15 protein-coding genes are annotated in these 15963 nt (G+C 64.2%); 8 read left to right on the top strand and 7 right to left on the bottom strand.

All coding sequences use genetic code 11. The features are described 5' to 3' along the window. Positions 1–43: 43 nt before the first annotated feature. Both ACOOE1_RS08210 and ACOOE1_RS08205 read right to left on the bottom strand, forming a co-directional pair. Positions 44–706: a hypothetical protein gene (locus ACOOE1_RS08210; protein ID WP_420405856.1), complete on the bottom strand. Its 663-nt coding sequence runs from the start codon at positions 704–706 to the stop codon at positions 44–46. After that, entirely contained in the window at positions 703–1824 is a 1122-nt protein-coding gene (locus tag ACOOE1_RS08205) for an FAD-dependent monooxygenase (protein WP_420405855.1), read from the bottom strand. Before ACOOE1_RS08205 ends, ACOOE1_RS08210 begins: the two co-directional genes overlap by 4 nt. Positions 1825–2294: 470 nt before the next feature. Here ACOOE1_RS08205 and ACOOE1_RS08200 point away from each other — a divergent pair, with 470 nt between their 5' ends. Beyond that, entirely contained in the window at positions 2295–2828 is a 534-nt protein-coding gene (locus ACOOE1_RS08200; protein ID WP_420406413.1) for a helix-turn-helix domain-containing protein, read from the top strand. A gap of 101 nt (positions 2829–2929) precedes the next feature. On the opposite strand, the gene ACOOE1_RS08195 is transcribed toward ACOOE1_RS08200, so the two are convergent. The 5 genes from ACOOE1_RS08195 to puuE all read right to left on the bottom strand — a co-directional run bounded on the left by ACOOE1_RS08195 (position 2930) and on the right by puuE (position 7177). Next, positions 2930–3277 (bottom strand): response regulator, encoded by a 348-nt coding sequence (locus ACOOE1_RS08195; RefSeq protein ID WP_420405854.1) that lies wholly within the window; start codon positions 3275–3277, stop codon positions 2930–2932. Positions 3278–3306: 29 nt separating this feature from the next. Then, complete coding sequence (locus tag ACOOE1_RS08190) at positions 3307–4269, bottom strand: sensor histidine kinase (protein WP_420405853.1); 963 nt, start codon at positions 4267–4269, stop codon at positions 3307–3309. 159 nt (positions 4270–4428) lie between these two features. Then, complete coding sequence (locus ACOOE1_RS08185; RefSeq protein WP_420405852.1) at positions 4429–4920, bottom strand: ureidoglycolate lyase; 492 nt, start codon at positions 4918–4920, stop codon at positions 4429–4431. Beyond that, on the bottom strand, positions 4917–5765 hold the full coding sequence (locus tag ACOOE1_RS08180) for a bifunctional allantoicase/(S)-ureidoglycine aminohydrolase (protein WP_420405851.1): 849 nt from the start codon (positions 5763–5765) through the stop codon (positions 4917–4919). Before ACOOE1_RS08180 ends, ACOOE1_RS08185 begins: the two co-directional genes overlap by 4 nt. After that, entirely contained in the window at positions 5762–7177 is a 1416-nt protein-coding gene (puuE, locus tag ACOOE1_RS08175; RefSeq protein ID WP_420405850.1) for an allantoinase PuuE, read from the bottom strand. The genes ACOOE1_RS08180 and puuE overlap by 4 nt, the downstream gene beginning before the upstream one ends. A gap of 183 nt (positions 7178–7360) precedes the next feature. Between puuE and uraH the strand changes: the two genes are divergently transcribed. The 7 genes from uraH to ACOOE1_RS08140 are packed head-to-tail and all read left to right on the top strand — an operon-like array spanning position 7361 to position 15903. Further along, on the top strand, positions 7361–7720 hold the full coding sequence (uraH, locus tag ACOOE1_RS08170; protein ID WP_420405849.1) for a hydroxyisourate hydrolase: 360 nt from the start codon (positions 7361–7363) through the stop codon (positions 7718–7720). Positions 7721–7723: 3 nt separating this feature from the next. Continuing rightward, positions 7724–9181 carry a xanthine dehydrogenase small subunit gene (gene xdhA, locus ACOOE1_RS08165; RefSeq protein ID WP_420405848.1) on the top strand — a complete coding sequence of 486 codons (1458 nt, stop codon included), beginning with the start codon at positions 7724–7726 and terminating at the stop codon, positions 9179–9181. Beyond that, on the top strand, positions 9181–11523 hold the full coding sequence (xdhB, locus tag ACOOE1_RS08160) for a xanthine dehydrogenase molybdopterin binding subunit (protein WP_420405847.1): 2343 nt from the start codon (positions 9181–9183) through the stop codon (positions 11521–11523). Before xdhA ends, xdhB begins: the two co-directional genes overlap by 1 nt. Then, entirely contained in the window at positions 11520–12365 is an 846-nt protein-coding gene (xdhC, locus tag ACOOE1_RS08155; protein ID WP_420405846.1) for a xanthine dehydrogenase accessory protein XdhC, read from the top strand. Before xdhB ends, xdhC begins: the two co-directional genes overlap by 4 nt. Further along, positions 12358–13917, top strand: coding sequence for an ABC transporter ATP-binding protein (locus ACOOE1_RS08150; protein ID WP_420405845.1), 1560 nt, complete (start codon positions 12358–12360; stop codon positions 13915–13917). Before xdhC ends, ACOOE1_RS08150 begins: the two co-directional genes overlap by 8 nt. Continuing rightward, positions 13907–14983, top strand: coding sequence for an ABC transporter permease (locus ACOOE1_RS08145; RefSeq protein ID WP_420405844.1), 1077 nt, complete (start codon positions 13907–13909; stop codon positions 14981–14983). The genes ACOOE1_RS08150 and ACOOE1_RS08145 overlap by 11 nt, the downstream gene beginning before the upstream one ends. Further along, a complete protein-coding gene (locus ACOOE1_RS08140; RefSeq protein ID WP_420405843.1) occupies positions 14980–15903 on the top strand; it encodes an ABC transporter permease in 924 nt (307 codons plus the stop codon). The genes ACOOE1_RS08145 and ACOOE1_RS08140 overlap by 4 nt, the downstream gene beginning before the upstream one ends. Positions 15904–15963 lie beyond the last annotated feature (60 nt).

Here is a 15963-nt window from a genome sequence, read left to right as displayed (position 1 = left end):
ACGGATTTCTATCCGGCAGTGCGAGCGCTTCGGGGTCGATCCGCTAGTTGGCATCGCAGGGCGGTGGCCGGAGAAGCGTGTCTCCGGCCGCGTGGATCCTGATCAGGATCCGGCGTGGCAGGCTGCGCTGCCGGCGGCCGCGGGACCGCTCTTCCCGACTGCGTGCGATCGGCCTGTTCTCCAGCGCGTCGCCGCGGTCCGCATCCTCGGTCAGCATGCCGGGACCAAGATCGTCGAACCCGATCAGATGCAGCGACCAGTGGGCCGTGTGCCATGTCATCCGGCCGTCGGACGGTGTCGCCAGCGCCGGCACACAGATTTCCGTGGGCTTTCCATAGCTGCCAAAAAGTGCGTCCTGGACCATGCGGGCGCTCTTGCGCGTCGCGGCGGCATCGCGCCGCTCTAGCAGCACCTGCCGGAGCCTTTCCGTTGCGTCGAACTGCAGATAGATCCTGAAGGATGAGGACAGGGTGGCGAAGTCCGGCACCACCAGCCGGCTTTTCAAAGGTCCGAAATCGAGATCTTCTTCCAGATACCGGGCTTCCGGCAGGGCGTCGCGTGCTTCACCGATGGACATGACGAAGCTGAGCCCGGTCAGGGGCGGTGGAAGAGCGCTCTCCGCCGCATCGGCGCCCAAGCCCCCCGTGCCTGCGGCCATAGCTGCAAGGACATGGGCGACGGCGGCGTTCCGCAGCGGTCCTTTCACCTGAGGCCGGCACGCATAAGGCCGCGTTTGGCCCCCTGGAAGCGGCCAAGCGCCATCAGCCCCGCCTGCCGCAGAAATTTTTGCGGAGCGAACGGACGGGTCGCGACTCCGGCAAGCGCTCCGATGGCCGACAGACGGCCCGCGACATCGGGTTGTCGCCGCGGGGCATAGCTTGCGAGGGTTTCCGCCGATCCGATGTCCCGGTCTTCCTCGCGTGCGGCCTTCAGCAGGGCGGTCAGCGTCACGATGTCACGCACCGACATGTTCCAGCCCTGCGCCGCAATCGGCGGAGCGATGTGCGCGCTCTCGCCGATGGCCACCACCCGGTTGCGCGCAGGCATGGGGGTAAAGCCGATACTGAGGGGAAAGACCGCCTTGGCGCCGCTGAACGCGATCTTTCCGAAGGCGGGCTGACGGCGTGACAACTTGCGCGCGATCATCTCGTCGTCGCACGCCGTCAGGGCCCCGATATCCTCCGGGGAAGCAATCGTGATCAGAGAGGCGTCGTGCTCAGCGACCGGGATCAGGGTCAGTGTGCCTGTATCGTCATAGCGCTCGATGCAGAGCCGTCGGTGCGGACGTTCCAGCCGCACCGGGACACAGAGAGCGCTGCGACCGAGCGGCCGTTTGCGCAGGGTGATCCCTGCCGCTTCCCGCGCGATCGATTGCAGCCCGTCCGCAGCGACCGCCAGGCGGGCCTCCAGCGTTGTGCCGTCCTCGGTCTCTATGCGGACCGCCTCGTCACCCGGGAACAGGCCTTTCGCGTGCGCAGCGACGGTCGGAACGTCCGCAATGACGGCCATCAGGTCATGGATAAACAGGTTTTGCGCGAGAAACTCTTCTCCGGCATCTTCTGCTGTGAAGTCTTCCGCGATCAGCCCGAACGGGCCGGTGGATTCGATCCTGAGATCGCGCAAGGGCGTCGCCCGTACACGCACGTCGATGCCCAGTCTGTCGAGCGAATCCACGCTGGACGGCATCAGTGCGGTTGTTCGCGGGTCCGTCCCGCGGTCCGCCGGAGGGCCGACCATTATGGCATCCAACCCGGCATCGCGAAGGGCGTGGGCTGCGAGCCTTGCTGTCGGACCATTGCCGATTACGGCGACATCGACCTTCATGGCGCATCCTTTCGATCGGATAGTAGACTTCGGGTTCGACAATGCAATCTTCAAGTTATCTCCCCATGGTCAATTCAAAATCGTAAAGGTTGATGACCGGAGGATGGGCGCGGGCCGCCACTAAGCCCGTATTTAGTGCAAATGTCAGCTTCTGAACGGGGTGCGCAACCAATAGTATTTGTTTCTTCGGTGGCAAAAAATTCACCTATAACGACCACGTAGAAATTGATCGTTCTGGCACAACATGGTATGGTTAATGACCTAGACGCCAGCCACGCAAGATTTTACAGATCCGTCTCAGGTCTTGATCGCGCGGCACCAAATTCCGGCGGCGCGCTTTTTTTGGCGTAGCAGAATGCTTTTAGGGAAAAAGTCTCAACCAGAGATAAAGTTATTGTCTCTACCTCATTGAATTCCGGGGTTTTGGCAATTTTCGGTTAAGGGAACTCTAGAGGGATCGGGGGGTGATTATGAATAATGCCGCCAATCTTCTGATTGAAGAGGCAGAGGACGGCTCCGCCCAGGCGTCCGAAAAGGACTCGGCGGATCGTGGCAAGTCGAACGCGAACAATCCGGTCGATGTATTTGTCGGCGCGCGCCTGCGCCGGCGCCGCAAGGAAATGGGTATGACGCAGCGGATCGTCGCGCAGAAGATCGGCGTCACGTCGCAGCAATACATGAAGTACGAGCGCGGCGACAATCGCATCAGCGCGTCGCGTCTGTTCGATGTCGCATCGGTCTTGAACACACCGGTGTCCTACTTCTTCGACGAGATGGACGAGCAGACGATTTCCCAGTCGCCGGCCCGGCTGCTGGGGACCGACGATATTGCGCCGCCGGTTGCCAGCGCGCACGATGTCGAGATGGAGTCTCCGCTGGCGCGTCGTCAGGCGAATGAACTGGTGCGTCTCTGGGGGGACCTGCCGGAACATGCGCGGACGCGAATCATCGATCTTGTGCGAACCATGTCGGAACTGGCCGAGCCGGCGCAGAAATCGAACTGATCAGGGGGGCGGCCCCGAGGACGGTCCTGAGACATGATCTCAAGTCGGGGCCGACCGGACGAAACACATACGACCGGTGCCCCTGGGCGGGGGCATCGGTATCAGGCCACGAGCTCTTCGATTTTTTCGATCAGCCTGTCTTCGTCGAACGGCTTTTCAAAGACCGCATCAGCACCGAACGACGTTGCGATCTTCAGATAGTCTTGTGCTTGCCCGAGCCCTCCGCCGGAAATGGCGACGATCGGTATCCCGGACGGCGCGCTCCTGATGTTTCTGATGAGCTCGATTCCTTCGACATCGGGCATGACGATATCGGTAACGACGATGTCGAAGTCTTCCAGACCACGCTGCCCGGCGGGAAGCCGACCGGTTGAATTGACCTGAACCTTCATCCCGTAAAGCTCCATTGCGAGCCGGAGGGCATGACTGACGAACTGGTCATCCTCCACGAGCAACACTCTTATTTGTCTCGACGGGGTCACTGAGCTTGCTCCTGCATTGGAAATTCGAGTGCGAATGTGGAGCCTTGGCCGGGAGTGCTCCGGACGCTGATATGTCCGTTGGCGCGATCCATCAGCGTTCTTGCTATGTGCAACCCCAATCCCGTTCCGGAGCCGAGTTGCTTCGTGGTGAAGAACGGATCGAATATGTGCTCCAAATCCGCCTCGTCGATTCCCTTGCCTGTGTCTGCAATCACCAAGGCAATCGTTTCGTCTTTGACGGAAAGGTCAATCGAGATTTGGCCCGGCTGGCCTTCAAGACTGTCTACTGCGTTGGATAGCAGCACAAACAGGAGATCGGTGATTTCCGACGCATCCAGGCTTATCGGCGCGTACTCGCAATTCACCGTCGATTTGAGGGACGCGTTCTGCGGAACCGTGAGAGACAGGATCGTTTCGTTTTTCCTCAGGAAATCCGACAGATCAACTCGGCTGGATGACGTCACATGTTCTCGGCTGAAGCTGTCGAAGCTCTTGAACAGCTTGGTCGCCTGTTCCGCGACTTGTCCGATTTTCTCCAGATTTGCATAGGCAGGGTGTCTGCTGTCGAGCTGTTTCAAGCTGATCCGGGACAGTGTGAGGATCGGCTGGAGCAGGTTGTTCCCGGAATGGGCCAGACCTGCCGACAATATGTTCAAGGCCCGATTTCTTTTCGCCAGATGCAGTTCACGCTCGGCCGCCAACTGTGCTTGAAGAGCTTTTCGTGCCAAGCCCGCTTTCAAATGGACTTCCACTGCCAACCAGGTCGAGCCGGCAATCATCGCGGCGAGACATACGGCAACGATCTCATCGAGTTCCCAGTCTTCGTGGGCACGGGAAAACTCGAAAAACGCTTCGAACGCATCCAGCTTTGCGAAGATGGCGGCGACAACCAGCCAGATCGCAACGAAGAAGCCTGTCCGTAGGTGAAATGCCGTAATCCGCATCGCTTCAAAATACACAAGGGACGATCATCAAGAACTCCGCATTACGGTATCATAACATCGTATGCTTTGTTCAAGAATGTTCAATCAAACTGGCGATCCCCTCACTCATAGATACAAGGATTCAACAGCATTGGATGTTGCATGAGACCGGCGCTCGGCCGAGCGGATCGGGTTTCAATCAACGACCACAATATACGGCTCGGAAACGTGATGCTCCTCAAGGTTCGAACCGGGACCGATCCGGTCGACGATCAGGAAGTCTGCCGGGCCTGAAAGGGGTGCGAGCACGCCGTGCCAGCAGTTTCGTTTGTACTGGATACCCTGGGCGCCGTTCGTGACGAAGGCCTGCGGCCGCCGCGGAGATCCCACGTCGTCCTCGGCGACGACGACGAGAAAACGGGTTCCATTCATCGGCACGAAAGCCTGGCTTCCATCCGGATGGCGTTCCATCATTTTCAGCGCGAGCGGCAAGGAGACGGCATCGCTCCGGCCGATACTGAGCGTGACCGCGCCCTCTGTATCCGTCTGTGGCCGGGCCCGGTCGTGGTAACGGCCGCAGAGCCCGGCATTGATCATGAAATCCGGCGCGCCCGCTGCTTCCAGCACCTCGCCGAACGGCGCGAAAGCTTCCGCCGTCAGCGGTTTCGCGGTGATCGTCCGGCTCATCGTCCGAAGGCCCCGATGCCGGTTAGCCTCGGGTGGCGGTGCATGTCTTTGTAGAGCAGGTAGCGGAACGGTCCCGGCCCGGCGGCGTAGCAGGCCTGCGGGCAGAAGGCGCGCAGCCACATATAGTCGCCCGCCTCGACCTCGACCCAGTCACGGTTCAGCTTGTAGACGCCCTTGCCCTCAAGCACGTAGAGCCCGTGCTCCATGACATGAGTTTCTTCGAAGGGAATGGTCCCGCCGGGCTGGAAAGTCACGACGGTGACGTGCATGTCATGCCGGAGATCCGCCGGATCGACGAACCGGGTGGTCGCCCAGCGTCCCTCGGTGTCCGGCATGGCGGTCGGCGCGATGTCCTGGTCGCGGGCAAAGACGGGTTCCGGAACGTCGATGCCCTCCACCGTCTCGTATATCTTGCGAATCCAGTGGAACTGCGCCGGATCGGCGCCCTCGTTCTTCAGCGTCCATCCGCTTGCCGGCGGCAGGTAGGCGAAACCGCCGGCCTCCAGGACCTGATGTTTGCCTCCGACCGCCACGGTGACGGCGCCGGCCACGACGAAGAGCGCGCCCTCGGCGCCCGCTTCCGGTTCCGGCTTGGCGGATCCGCCGCCGGGGGCGACCTCCATCACATAGTGGGAGAAGGTCTCGGCAAAACCGGAGAGCGGGCGGGCGATGATCCAGCCGCGCGTCTTCTCCCAGAATGGAAAGAGGCTTGCGACGATATCGGTCATCACGCCTTTCGGGATCACCGCGTAGGCTTCGGTGAAGACGGCGCGGCCGGTCATCAGCTCGGTCTGCCCCGGCAGCCCGCCGGGAATTGCGTGGTAGGAACGGTCGGCGCTGCTCATGGCAGGAGATCCTTCAGTCGGAGTTCGGTGATGCGCTCGACCTGGCGGCAGGCCTCGGCCATCTCGGTTTCGCGATCGTTGTCGATCCGCTTTTTGAAAGCCTCGAGGATGCTCGCCTTCGTGTTGTCGCGCACGGCGATGATGAAGGGGAAGCCGTGCTTCTCGACATAGCGCCGGTTCAGGTCTTCGAAGCGCGCACGCTCGGCGTCGGTCAGCGCGCCTAGCCCGGCGCTCGCCTGCTCGGCGGTGGACTCGGCGGTCAGCCGCTTCGCCTGCGCCAGCTTGCCGGCGAGATCCGGGTGAGCGTTCAGCACCGCGAGCCTCTGCTCCGGGCTGGCGGAACGGAATATCCGGGTGAGGACGGAATGCAGCCCGGTCGCCGTGTCATGCGCGGGGCCCCGCTCGAGTCCGAAGGCCGCCTCGGCGATCCAGGGCGAGTTCTCGTAGATGCCGCCGAAACGGGTGACGAAAGTCGCCTTGTCCATAAGACCCGGCCGCTCGAAGCGCTTGTGCGGATGCTTCAGCTTCCAGTACTCGGCAATGTCGATCCGGCGTGCAAACCAGACCTTGTCCCTGGCTTTGGCGTATTCGAGGAAGCGCTTCAGTCCGGCGGCCCGGCCGGGACGTCCCGCGAGGCGGCAATGCAGGCCGACGGACATCATCGCCGGACGCCCGGCCTTGCCCTCTTCGTAGAGCGCATCGAAGCTATCCTTCAGATACTGGTAGAACTGCTCGCCGGTATTGAAGCCCTGCGGCGTGGCGAAACGCATGTCGTTGGCGTCGAGCGTATAGGGGATGATCAGCTGGTCGCGCTCCCCCGCCTCCATCCAGTAGGGCAGGTCGTCGGCGTAGCTGTCCGAGATGTAGTCGAAGTCGCCGCGCTGGGCGACGAGGTTCACCGTGTTCATCGAGCAGCGGCCGGTGTACCAGCCGCGCGGCGCCGCGCCGGTGACCTCTTTGTGGAGCCGGATCGCCTCGACGATCTGGGCCAGCTCCTCGGCCTCGGTCATGTCCTTGTGCTCGATCCATTTGAGACCGTGCGAGGCGATCTCCCAGCCGGCCTGCTTCATTGCCCTTACCTGCGAGGGGCTCCGGGCCAGTGCCGTGGCGACGCCGTAGACGGTGAGCGGGATCCCGGCCCCGGTGAACATCCGGTGGAGCCGCCAGAAACCGGCACGGGCGCCGTATTCGTAGATCGATTCCATGTTCCAGTGGCGCTGGCCCGGCCAGGCGGCGCCGCCGACGATCTCGGAGAGGAAGGCCTCGGAGGCGTCGTCCCCGTGCAGCAGGTTGTTCTCCCCGCCTTCCTCGTAGTTCAGAACGAACTGGACCGCGACCCGGGCGCCGCCCGGCCAGTCCGCCTCGGGCGCGTTCGGACCGTAGCCCTCGAGATCGCGCGGATAGTCCCCCATCATCCCACCTCATCGCTGGTACCGGCGCCATGGTTCCAGAGAACCCGCGTGCGGACATTCAACAAAATTTTGAAAGACTCTTATGACATGGCGCCTTTCATATACAATTCCTTGAGAATCTAATTCGGTCAAAGAGCAACCGGGAAAACCGGTGCGGTATGCCGATGAACAGGGGCAGAGAATATGGCGTCGGGACGTCTGACAACGCACGTGCTGGATCAGGCCGCCGGGAAACCCGCGGCGGGGCTGAAGATCGCGCTCTACCGTCTTGATGGAGAGACGCCCACGCTGGTCTCCTCGACCGTCACCAACGATGACGGCCGCACCGACGCACCGATGGCGAGCGGCGACAGTTTTACGATAGGCGGCTACGAGCTTGTTTTCGACGCCGGCGACTATCTGCGCCGTGCCGGCCACGTCTCGGGCGAAATCCTCTTCCTCGATCGTATCCCGATCCGCTTCGGCATCGCCGACGCCTCCCAGCATTTCCACGTGCCGCTGCTGCTCTCTCCCTATGGCTACGCGACCTACAAGGGGAGCTGAGCGATGTCGGCGCGCGGCGAGATCCGGTTCCTGCTGAACGACCGCGAGGTGCGGCTCTCCTCCGTCGGCGCGGGTGACACGTTGCTCGACCATCTCCGTCTCGAGCAGCGCCTGCGCGGCACCAAGGAAGGCTGCGCCGAAGGCGATTGCGGCGCCTGTACCGTGCTGGTCGGCCGGCGGACCCTGGACGGGCTGAAATACGAGACGGTGAATGCCTGCATCCGTCTGCTGGCCTCGGTCGATCTCTGCCATGTCGTGACGGTCGAATATCTGCGAGACCCCGAGGGCGGGCTGCATGCCGTCCAGCAGGCGATGGTCGAGCATCACGGCAGCCAGTGCGGCTTCTGTACGCCGGGCATCGTGATGTCGCTCTACGCGCTCTGGATGGAAGGCGGCTGCGGCTCGGTAGGGGCGGTGGAGACCGCGCTGCAGGGCAATCTCTGCCGCTGCACCGGCTATGCCCCGATCGTCCGCGCGGCTCTGGAGGCGGCCGGACGCGGGACTGTTGCGCAGGACCCGCTGGTGGCGGAACGTGAGAGCGTCGTTGCGAAGCTGTTGGAGATGGACGACGGCGCGCGGGTCGTGGTCTCACGCGGCGGCAGCACCGCGATCCTGCCGGCCGATGCCGACGATCTCGCGCGCGTGCTGCTCGAAGTCGGCAACGCGACCATGGTGGCCGGCTCGACCGATGTCGGACTCTGGATCACCAAGCATATGAAGGATATCTCGCCCGCGGTTTTTATCGGACATCTGACGGACCTGAAGCGGATCGGCGTGACCGACGATGCGCTCTTCCTCGGTGCCGGGGTCTCTTACAGCGAGAGCGCGGCGGTGATGGCGGCGCATTTTCCCCACCTGACGGAATTCTGGGACCGGATCGGCGGCTGGCAGGTCCGCAACATGGGAACCATAGGCGGCAACATCGCCAACGGTTCGCCGATCGGGGATACCCCGCCGGTGCTGATCGCGCTCGGCGCCGAACTGATGCTCCGGCGCGGCAGCAAGCGGCGGACCATCGCCCTGGAGGACTTCTTCATCGACTACGGCAAGCAGGATCGTGCGACGGACGAGTTCGTCGAGAGCGTGCGCATTCCGCTTCAGGCGCCGGGTACTCTGAACGCGGCCTACAAGGTCTCGAAGCGGCGGGACGAGGATATATCGGCTGTCTGCGCCGCCTTCTCCCTGACGCTCGACGGCGGTTCCGTCGCCACTGCCAGGCTCGCCTTTGGCGGTATGGCGGCAACGCCGAAACGCGCGGCAGCGGCGGAAGCGGCGCTGGCCGGCCGGCCCTGGACCGAGGCGAGCGTCCGCGCCGCCATGGCGGCGATGGGGGAAGACTTCACGCCGCTCTCGGATTGGCGCGCCTCGGCGGACTACCGGTCGAAGGTCGCGGCGAACCTGCTGCTGCGCTTCTTCTTCGAGACAGCCGGCGGGGAAACACCTGCAAGGTTGAGCGCGTGATGGACGGGGGGAGCGAAAAGGGAACGATCCGCGGCGGTGTGCACAGCGCCGAGCGTCATGACTCCGCCCATAAGCATGTGCGCGGTGCAGCGGACTATATCGACGACATGGTGGAGCCCGCGGGAACGCTCCATGCCTATCTCGGATATTCCGAAGCGGCCCATGCCGAGATCGTTTCGACGGATCTCTCCGCCGCCCGAACGGCGCCCGGCGTTGTGGCGGTCCTGACGGCGGAAGACATACCGGGCGAGAATGATGTCAGCCCGGTGCACGCCCATGACGACCCGGTCTTCGCCACGGACAAGGTCATGTTCCGCGGCCAGCCTGTCTTCGCCGTGATCGCCGAGACGCGGGAGGAGGCACGCAGGGCGGCGGCGCTGGCGAAGATTGAGTATCGCGAACTTCCGGCCCTGATTTCGATCGACGACGCACTGGAGGCCGGCGGCGGGATCGTCACTCCGCCGCTGAAGCTGGAACGCGGTGACGTCGAAGGCGCGCTCGAGCGCGCGCCGCATCGCCTTCAGGGGGGAATGGAGATCGGCGGGCAGGACCATTTCTATCTGGAGGGCCATATCGCGCTCGCCATTCCGGGAGAGGACGAGACCGTCACCGTCCATTCCTCGACCCAGCATCCGAGCGAGGGTCAGGTTCTGGTCGCCCAGGTCCTCGGCATTCCCGCAAACGCGGTCTCGGTCGTGGTCCGGCGCATGGGCGGCGGTTTCGGCGGCAAGGAGAGCCAGCCTGCGCTCTTCGCCGCCGTGGCGGCACTTGCCGCCAAGAAACTGAACCGCGCCGTGAAGCTCCGTCCGGACCGCGACGACGACATGATCGCGACCGGCAAGCGGCACGATTTCAAGATCAGCTACGACGTCGGCTTCGACGCAGAGGGACGGATCCTCGCCGTCGACGGCAGTTTCGCGGCGCGCTGCGGCTTCTCCGCGGATCTATCGGGGCCGGTCACCGACCGCGCGCTCTTCCATGCCGACAATGCATACTATTACCCGAATGTCCGTCTGCGCTCGCAGCCGCTCCGCACCAACACGGTCTCCAACACCGCCTTCCGCGGATTCGGCGGCCCGCAGGGCGTAGTCGGGGCGGAGCGCATCGTCGAGGAGATCGCCTATGCGCTCGGCAAGGACCCGCTGGAGATTCGCAAGGCGAACTTCTATTGCGCCGGGCCGGGAAGGAATGTCACGCCCTATCATCAGCAGGTTACCGACAGCATCCTCGACCGGCTGGTTTCGGAGCTGGAGGAGAGTGCGGACTACCGGGCACGCCGGAAGGCCGTTCTCGCCTTCAACGCCAAGGGCGGGGTGATCCGCAAAGGCATCGCGCTCACCCCGGTCAAGTTCGGCATCTCCTTCACCGCCACCTGGTTCAATCAGGCCGGGGCACTGGTACATGTCTACAAGGACGGCTCGATCCACCTCAACCATGGCGGCACCGAGATGGGGCAGGGGCTCTTCACCAAGGTGGCGCAGGTCGTGGCCGACTGTTTCCAGGTCGATCTGGATCGCATCCGGGTGAGCGCGACGGCCACCGAGAAGGTGCCGAACACCTCCGCGACGGCCGCCTCCTCGGGCTCCGATCTGAACGGCATGGCGGCCGAGGATGCCGCCGAGCAGATCAAGCAGCGGCTAAGGGCCTTCGCGGCGGAGAAATGGGGCGTGCCGGAAGAAGACGTGCGCTTCGAGGCCGGGCGGGTCGTTGTCGGCAGCGAGATGATGCGCTTCGAGGAGGTCGTCGCCGCCGCCTATATGGCGCGGGTCCATCTCTCGGCCGCCGGTTTCTACAAGACGCCGGAGATCCACTGGGACCGCGCGGCGGGCAAGGGCCGGCCCTTCTACTATTTCGCCTATGGCGCGGCGGTCTCAGAGGTATCGGTCGACACGCTGACCGGCGAATACCGGATCGAGCGCGCGGACATCCTGCACGATGTCGGGAGATCCCTGAACCCGGCGATCGACAAGGGGCAGGTCGAAGGCGGTTTCATCCAGGGGGTCGGCTGGCTGACCACCGAAGAGCTCTGGTGGGACGGCGAGGGACGCCTGCGCACGCACGCCCCCTCGACCTACAAGATCCCGCTTGCCTCCGACATTCCGCGGATCTTCAACGTCGCGCTCGCCGAATGGTCGGAGAACAGGGAACGCACGATCCGCCGCTCCAAGGCGGTGGGCGAGCCGCCGCTGATGCTTGGCATCTCGGTGCTGGAAGCACTCTCGATGGCGGTGGCGAGCGTCGCGGACTACCGGGTATGCCCGCGCCTCGACACTCCCGCGACACCGGAACGGATCCTGCTTGCCGTGGATCGGTTGCGGGCGGAAGCCGGAGCAGCGGCATGACCGGGTCGTTCTTCGAGACCGCCGGACCGGCGGTCCGGCTGGAACTGGTTTCTGCGCGCGGCTCGACTCCGCGCGAGGTCGGGACGGTGATGTATGTCTCCGCCGACCGGACCGAAGGCACCATCGGCGGGGGGCGCCTTGAATTCATCGCCATAGAAGCGGCGCGGGAGATGCTCTCGACGGGTGCCGGTGAAAGCCAGCTCGAAATACCGCTCGGTCCGGAAATTGGCCAGTGTTGTGGGGGATATGTCGTGATCAGCTTGCTTCGGCTCGACGCCGGAATGCTTGCCCGCGAGGCCGTGCGTCGCGATGAAGCCCGGCGCGACCGCCCGGCGATCTACATCTTCGGCGCCGGCCACGTCGGCCGCGCTCTGGCGGCGGCGACAAGCCTGCTGCCGGTCCCAACCGTGCTGGTCGACGAGCGCGAAGAGCAGCTGGCGCTCTGCCACGCTCCTGTCGAGCAACGCCTGACTCCCTTGCCGGAAGCCGAGGTGCGGCGCGCGCCGCCGGGCAGCGCCTTCGTCGTGCTGACACATGACCACGCGCTCGATTTCATCGTCGTCGCGGAGGCGCTTATGCGCGGCGACGCGGCCTATGTCGGCATGATCGGTTCGAAGACCAAGCGCGCCTCCTTCGAGCGCTGGTGCGAGAAGAGCAGTGCGCCGGTCGGTGATACGGCACCGCTGGTCTGCCCGATCGGCAGCGGCGGCAGCGGCGACAAGCGCCCGGAAGTGATCGCAGCTTTCGTTGCGGCCGAGGTGATCGCGCGATTGACGGAAGCGCGGGCTGCGGGGGATGCTGCGACGCAACAAGAATTGGGCGGGGGCGGATTGCATGGGTGAGGGGGCGACGAGCCGACTGGAACTGACGGGGATCACCAAGTCGTTTCCGGGCGTGCTCGCGAATGACGACGTGAGTTTCGCGGTGGCGCCGGGCACGATCCACGCGCTGCTCGGGGAGAACGGGGCCGGCAAGTCCACGCTGGTGAAAATGATTTACGGCATCATGCATCCCGATGCCGGCGCGATCCGATTCGATGGCAAGACGGTGCAGGTGGCGAACCCGAAGGCGGCGCGAGCGATGGGCATCGGCATGGTGTTCCAGCACTTCTCGCTCTTCGAGGCGATGAGCGTGCTGGAGAATATCGCGCTGGGGCTCGACGAGGCGGTCTCCTATTCCGAACTCGAGGCCCGTATCCGCGCCGTGCTCGACCAGTATCACCTGCATCTCGACCCGCACCGCACGGTTGCCACTCTCAGCGTCGGCGAGCGACAGCGGATCGAGATCGTCCGCGCCCTGCTGCTGACTCCGCGCCTGCTGATCATGGACGAGCCGACATCGGTGCTGACGCCGCAGGAAGTCGCCCAGTTGTTCGACACGCTCCGGGCGCTCTCTGCCGGCGGCTGTTCTATCCTCTATATCAGTCACAAGCTGCACGAGATCGTGGAACTCTGCGACCGTGCCACGATCCTGCGCGGCGGCAGGGTCGTGGCCGAATGCGACCCGAGGGCCGAATCCTCCCGCTCCATGGCGGAGATGATGATCGGCGGCTCGCTGAAGGAGATCGAGAAGCCCGAGGGCCGGAGCTATGGCGCCGAGCGTTTCACCGTCTCGGATCTCTCCCTCGATGCGGACGACGAGTTCGGTACGACGCTGAAGAATGTCACCTTTTCCGTTCGTGCGGGCGAGGTCTTCGGCGTCGCCGGCGTGGCGGGAAACGGCCAGAACGAGCTGCTGCTCGCCCTCAGCGGGGAGAGGCCGGTGCCTTTTTCCGACGCGGTGAAAATCGACGGGACGCCCGTCGGCATGCTCGGTGCGGAGGCGCGGCGCAGGCACGGCCTTTGCGCGGTGCCGGAGGAACGCAACGGCCATGGCGCGGTGCCCGGCTTCTCGCTTTCGGACAACGCAATTCTGACCGCGCGCAATCGCAAGAACATGGTGAATTGCGGCGTGATCAACAGCCGGCTCGCGGAGCGCTACACGGACGAGGTGATCGATACCTTTGCGGTGAAGACCACCGGGGCGAACGCGCCGGCCGGTTCGCTCTCCGGCGGTAATCTGCAGAAATTCATCATGGGGCGGGAGATTATGCAGGCGCCGGAAGTTCTGGTGGTTTCGCAGCCGACATGGGGCGTCGATGCCGGCGCTGCGGCGGCGATCCACCAGGAGATCGTAGATCTCGCGGCGCGCGGCTCGGCGGTGGTCGTGATCAGCCAGGATCTCGACGAGTTGCTCGCCATCTCCGACACGCTCGCGGTGATGAACGAGGGCGTGCTGTCGCGCAGTCTCGAGGTCGGCGAGGCCTCGGTTGACGAGATTGGCCTGTTGATGGGCGGGGTGCACGGCGACCCGGAAGCGACGCGTGAATATGCGGGAGTGTCCCATGTTGCTTGAGCTGGAGAAGCGCAAGCAGCCGAGCCGCCGGATGCTCTATCTGACGCCGGTCATTTCGGTGCTGCTGACCATGATCGCGGGCGCGACGATCTTCTCGCTGCTCGGCTATGACGGACCGGGCGCGGTCTGGGCGATCTTCTTCGTCCCTGTGCTGGATATCGGCGCCTGGCAGGATCTGGGGATCAAGGCGGCTCCGCTGATCCTGATCGCAACCGGTCTCTCGATCGGCTTCCGGGCCAACGTCTGGAATATCGGCGCCGAAGGGCAGTACGTGATCGGTGGGCTGGCCGGCACCGGCGTCGCGCTCGCAACCTGGCAGATGGAGGGCTGGTGGATCCTGCCCGCGATGTGTCTTGCCGGCGTGATCGGCGGCGCGCTCTATGCCGGGATTCCGGCCTTTCTCAAGACGAAGCTCAATGTCAGCGAGATCCTGACCAGCCTGATGCTGACCTATGTGTCGATCCAGCTGCTCTATTTCCTGATGCGCGGACCCTGGAAGGACCCCGAAGGCTTCAATTTCCCCCAGAGCCGGATGTTCAACGACAGCCAGATCCTGCCCGAGATCGGCAATACCTTCGTGCATCTCGGTGTGCCGCTCGCGTTCATCATTGCGGTGATCGCCTGGTACGTGCTCTCGAAGACGGTCTTTGGTTTCGAGATCCGCGTTGTCGGTGCGGCACCGAACGCGGCGCGCTATGGCGGTTTCAACCAGAAAAGGACGATCTGGCTGGCGCTGCTTGCGGGCGGCGGTTTCGCCGGGTTCGCCGGCATTCTCGAGGCGGCCGGGCCCTATGGCCAGATGGTGCCGCAGTTCCCGACCGGCTACGGCTTTACGGCGATCATCGTCGCCTTCCTCGGACGGTTGCATCCGGCGGGGATCGTGCTGGGCGCGCTGATCCTCGCGATCTCCTATGTCGGCGGCGAGATCGCCCAATCCTCCATCGGACTGCCGAACGCGGCGAGCGGCCTCTTCCAGGCGATGATGCTGTTCTTCCTGCTGGCGACGGACATTCTGGTGAACTACCGCCTCCGCCTCGGCGGTGCGCGCAGCGGAGGCGCGGCATGAGCGAAGCGATCCTGATCTCCATCCTCGTCACCGTCGTCGGTGCGGCGACGCCGATCCTGCTCGCCGGTCTCGGCGAGCTGGTGGTGGAGAAGTCCGGCGTGCTCAATCTCGGGGTCGAGGGCATGATGCTGGTCGGCGCCGTCACCGGTTTCGCCGTCACCACCATGACCGGCGTCACCTTCGTCGGCATCGCCGCCGCCGCGATTGCGGGGGCGGCGGCCTCGATGATCTTCGGCTACCTGACGCTGACCTTGACCGCGAACCAGGTCGCGACCGGCCTCGCGCTGACCATCTTCGGTATCGGCCTCTCCTCCTTGATGGGCGCAGGTTTCGTCGGCCAGACGGTGGAGCGGATCGGCCCGCTCTTTCCGCCGGCGCTGGCCGAGCACGAGCATCTGCGCGCCTTCTTCGGCTATGATCCGGTGGTCTATTTCTCGTTCGCCATGACCCTCGTCGTTGCCTGGTTCCTCCGCCGCACCCGCGCCGGACTGATCCTGCGCGCTGTGGGGGAGAACGACGTCTCGGCCCATTCGATCGGCTATTCGGTGATTTCCGTGCGCTACATGGCGGTCGCCTTCGGCGGCGCCATGGCCGGTATCGGCGGCTGCTACTATTCGCTGGTCCTGACGCCGATGTGGGCCGAGAAGCTGACCGCCGGGCGCGGCTGGATCGCACTGGCGCTCGTCGTCTTCTCCGCCTGGCGGCCGATGCGGCTGCTTGCCGGCGCCTATCTCTTCGGCGTGGTGATGACGCTCGAACTACATGCCAAGGCGGCGGGTTTTGAGTTCGTCCCGCCGGAATTCCTCGCCGCGATGCCCTATCTCGCGACCATCGTCGTGCTGGCGCTGATTTCGCTGCGGAAATCCGTCGGCTCGCAGGCGCCGGCCTGTCTCGGGAAGCCGTTCAAGCCTTCGACCTGAGTTGAAAAATGCATATCGATACACCTAAACCGGTTCTTGGGGCTTAAAGCCACAACACGA

Origin of the sequence: Nisaea sp. (assembly GCF_965216895.1) — a bacterium.
Classification (GTDB): domain Bacteria; phylum Pseudomonadota; class Alphaproteobacteria; order Thalassobaculales; family Thalassobaculaceae; genus Nisaea.
The sequence above is the reverse complement of the archived record's forward strand: the minus strand, read 5'-3'. Positions and strand labels throughout refer to the sequence as shown.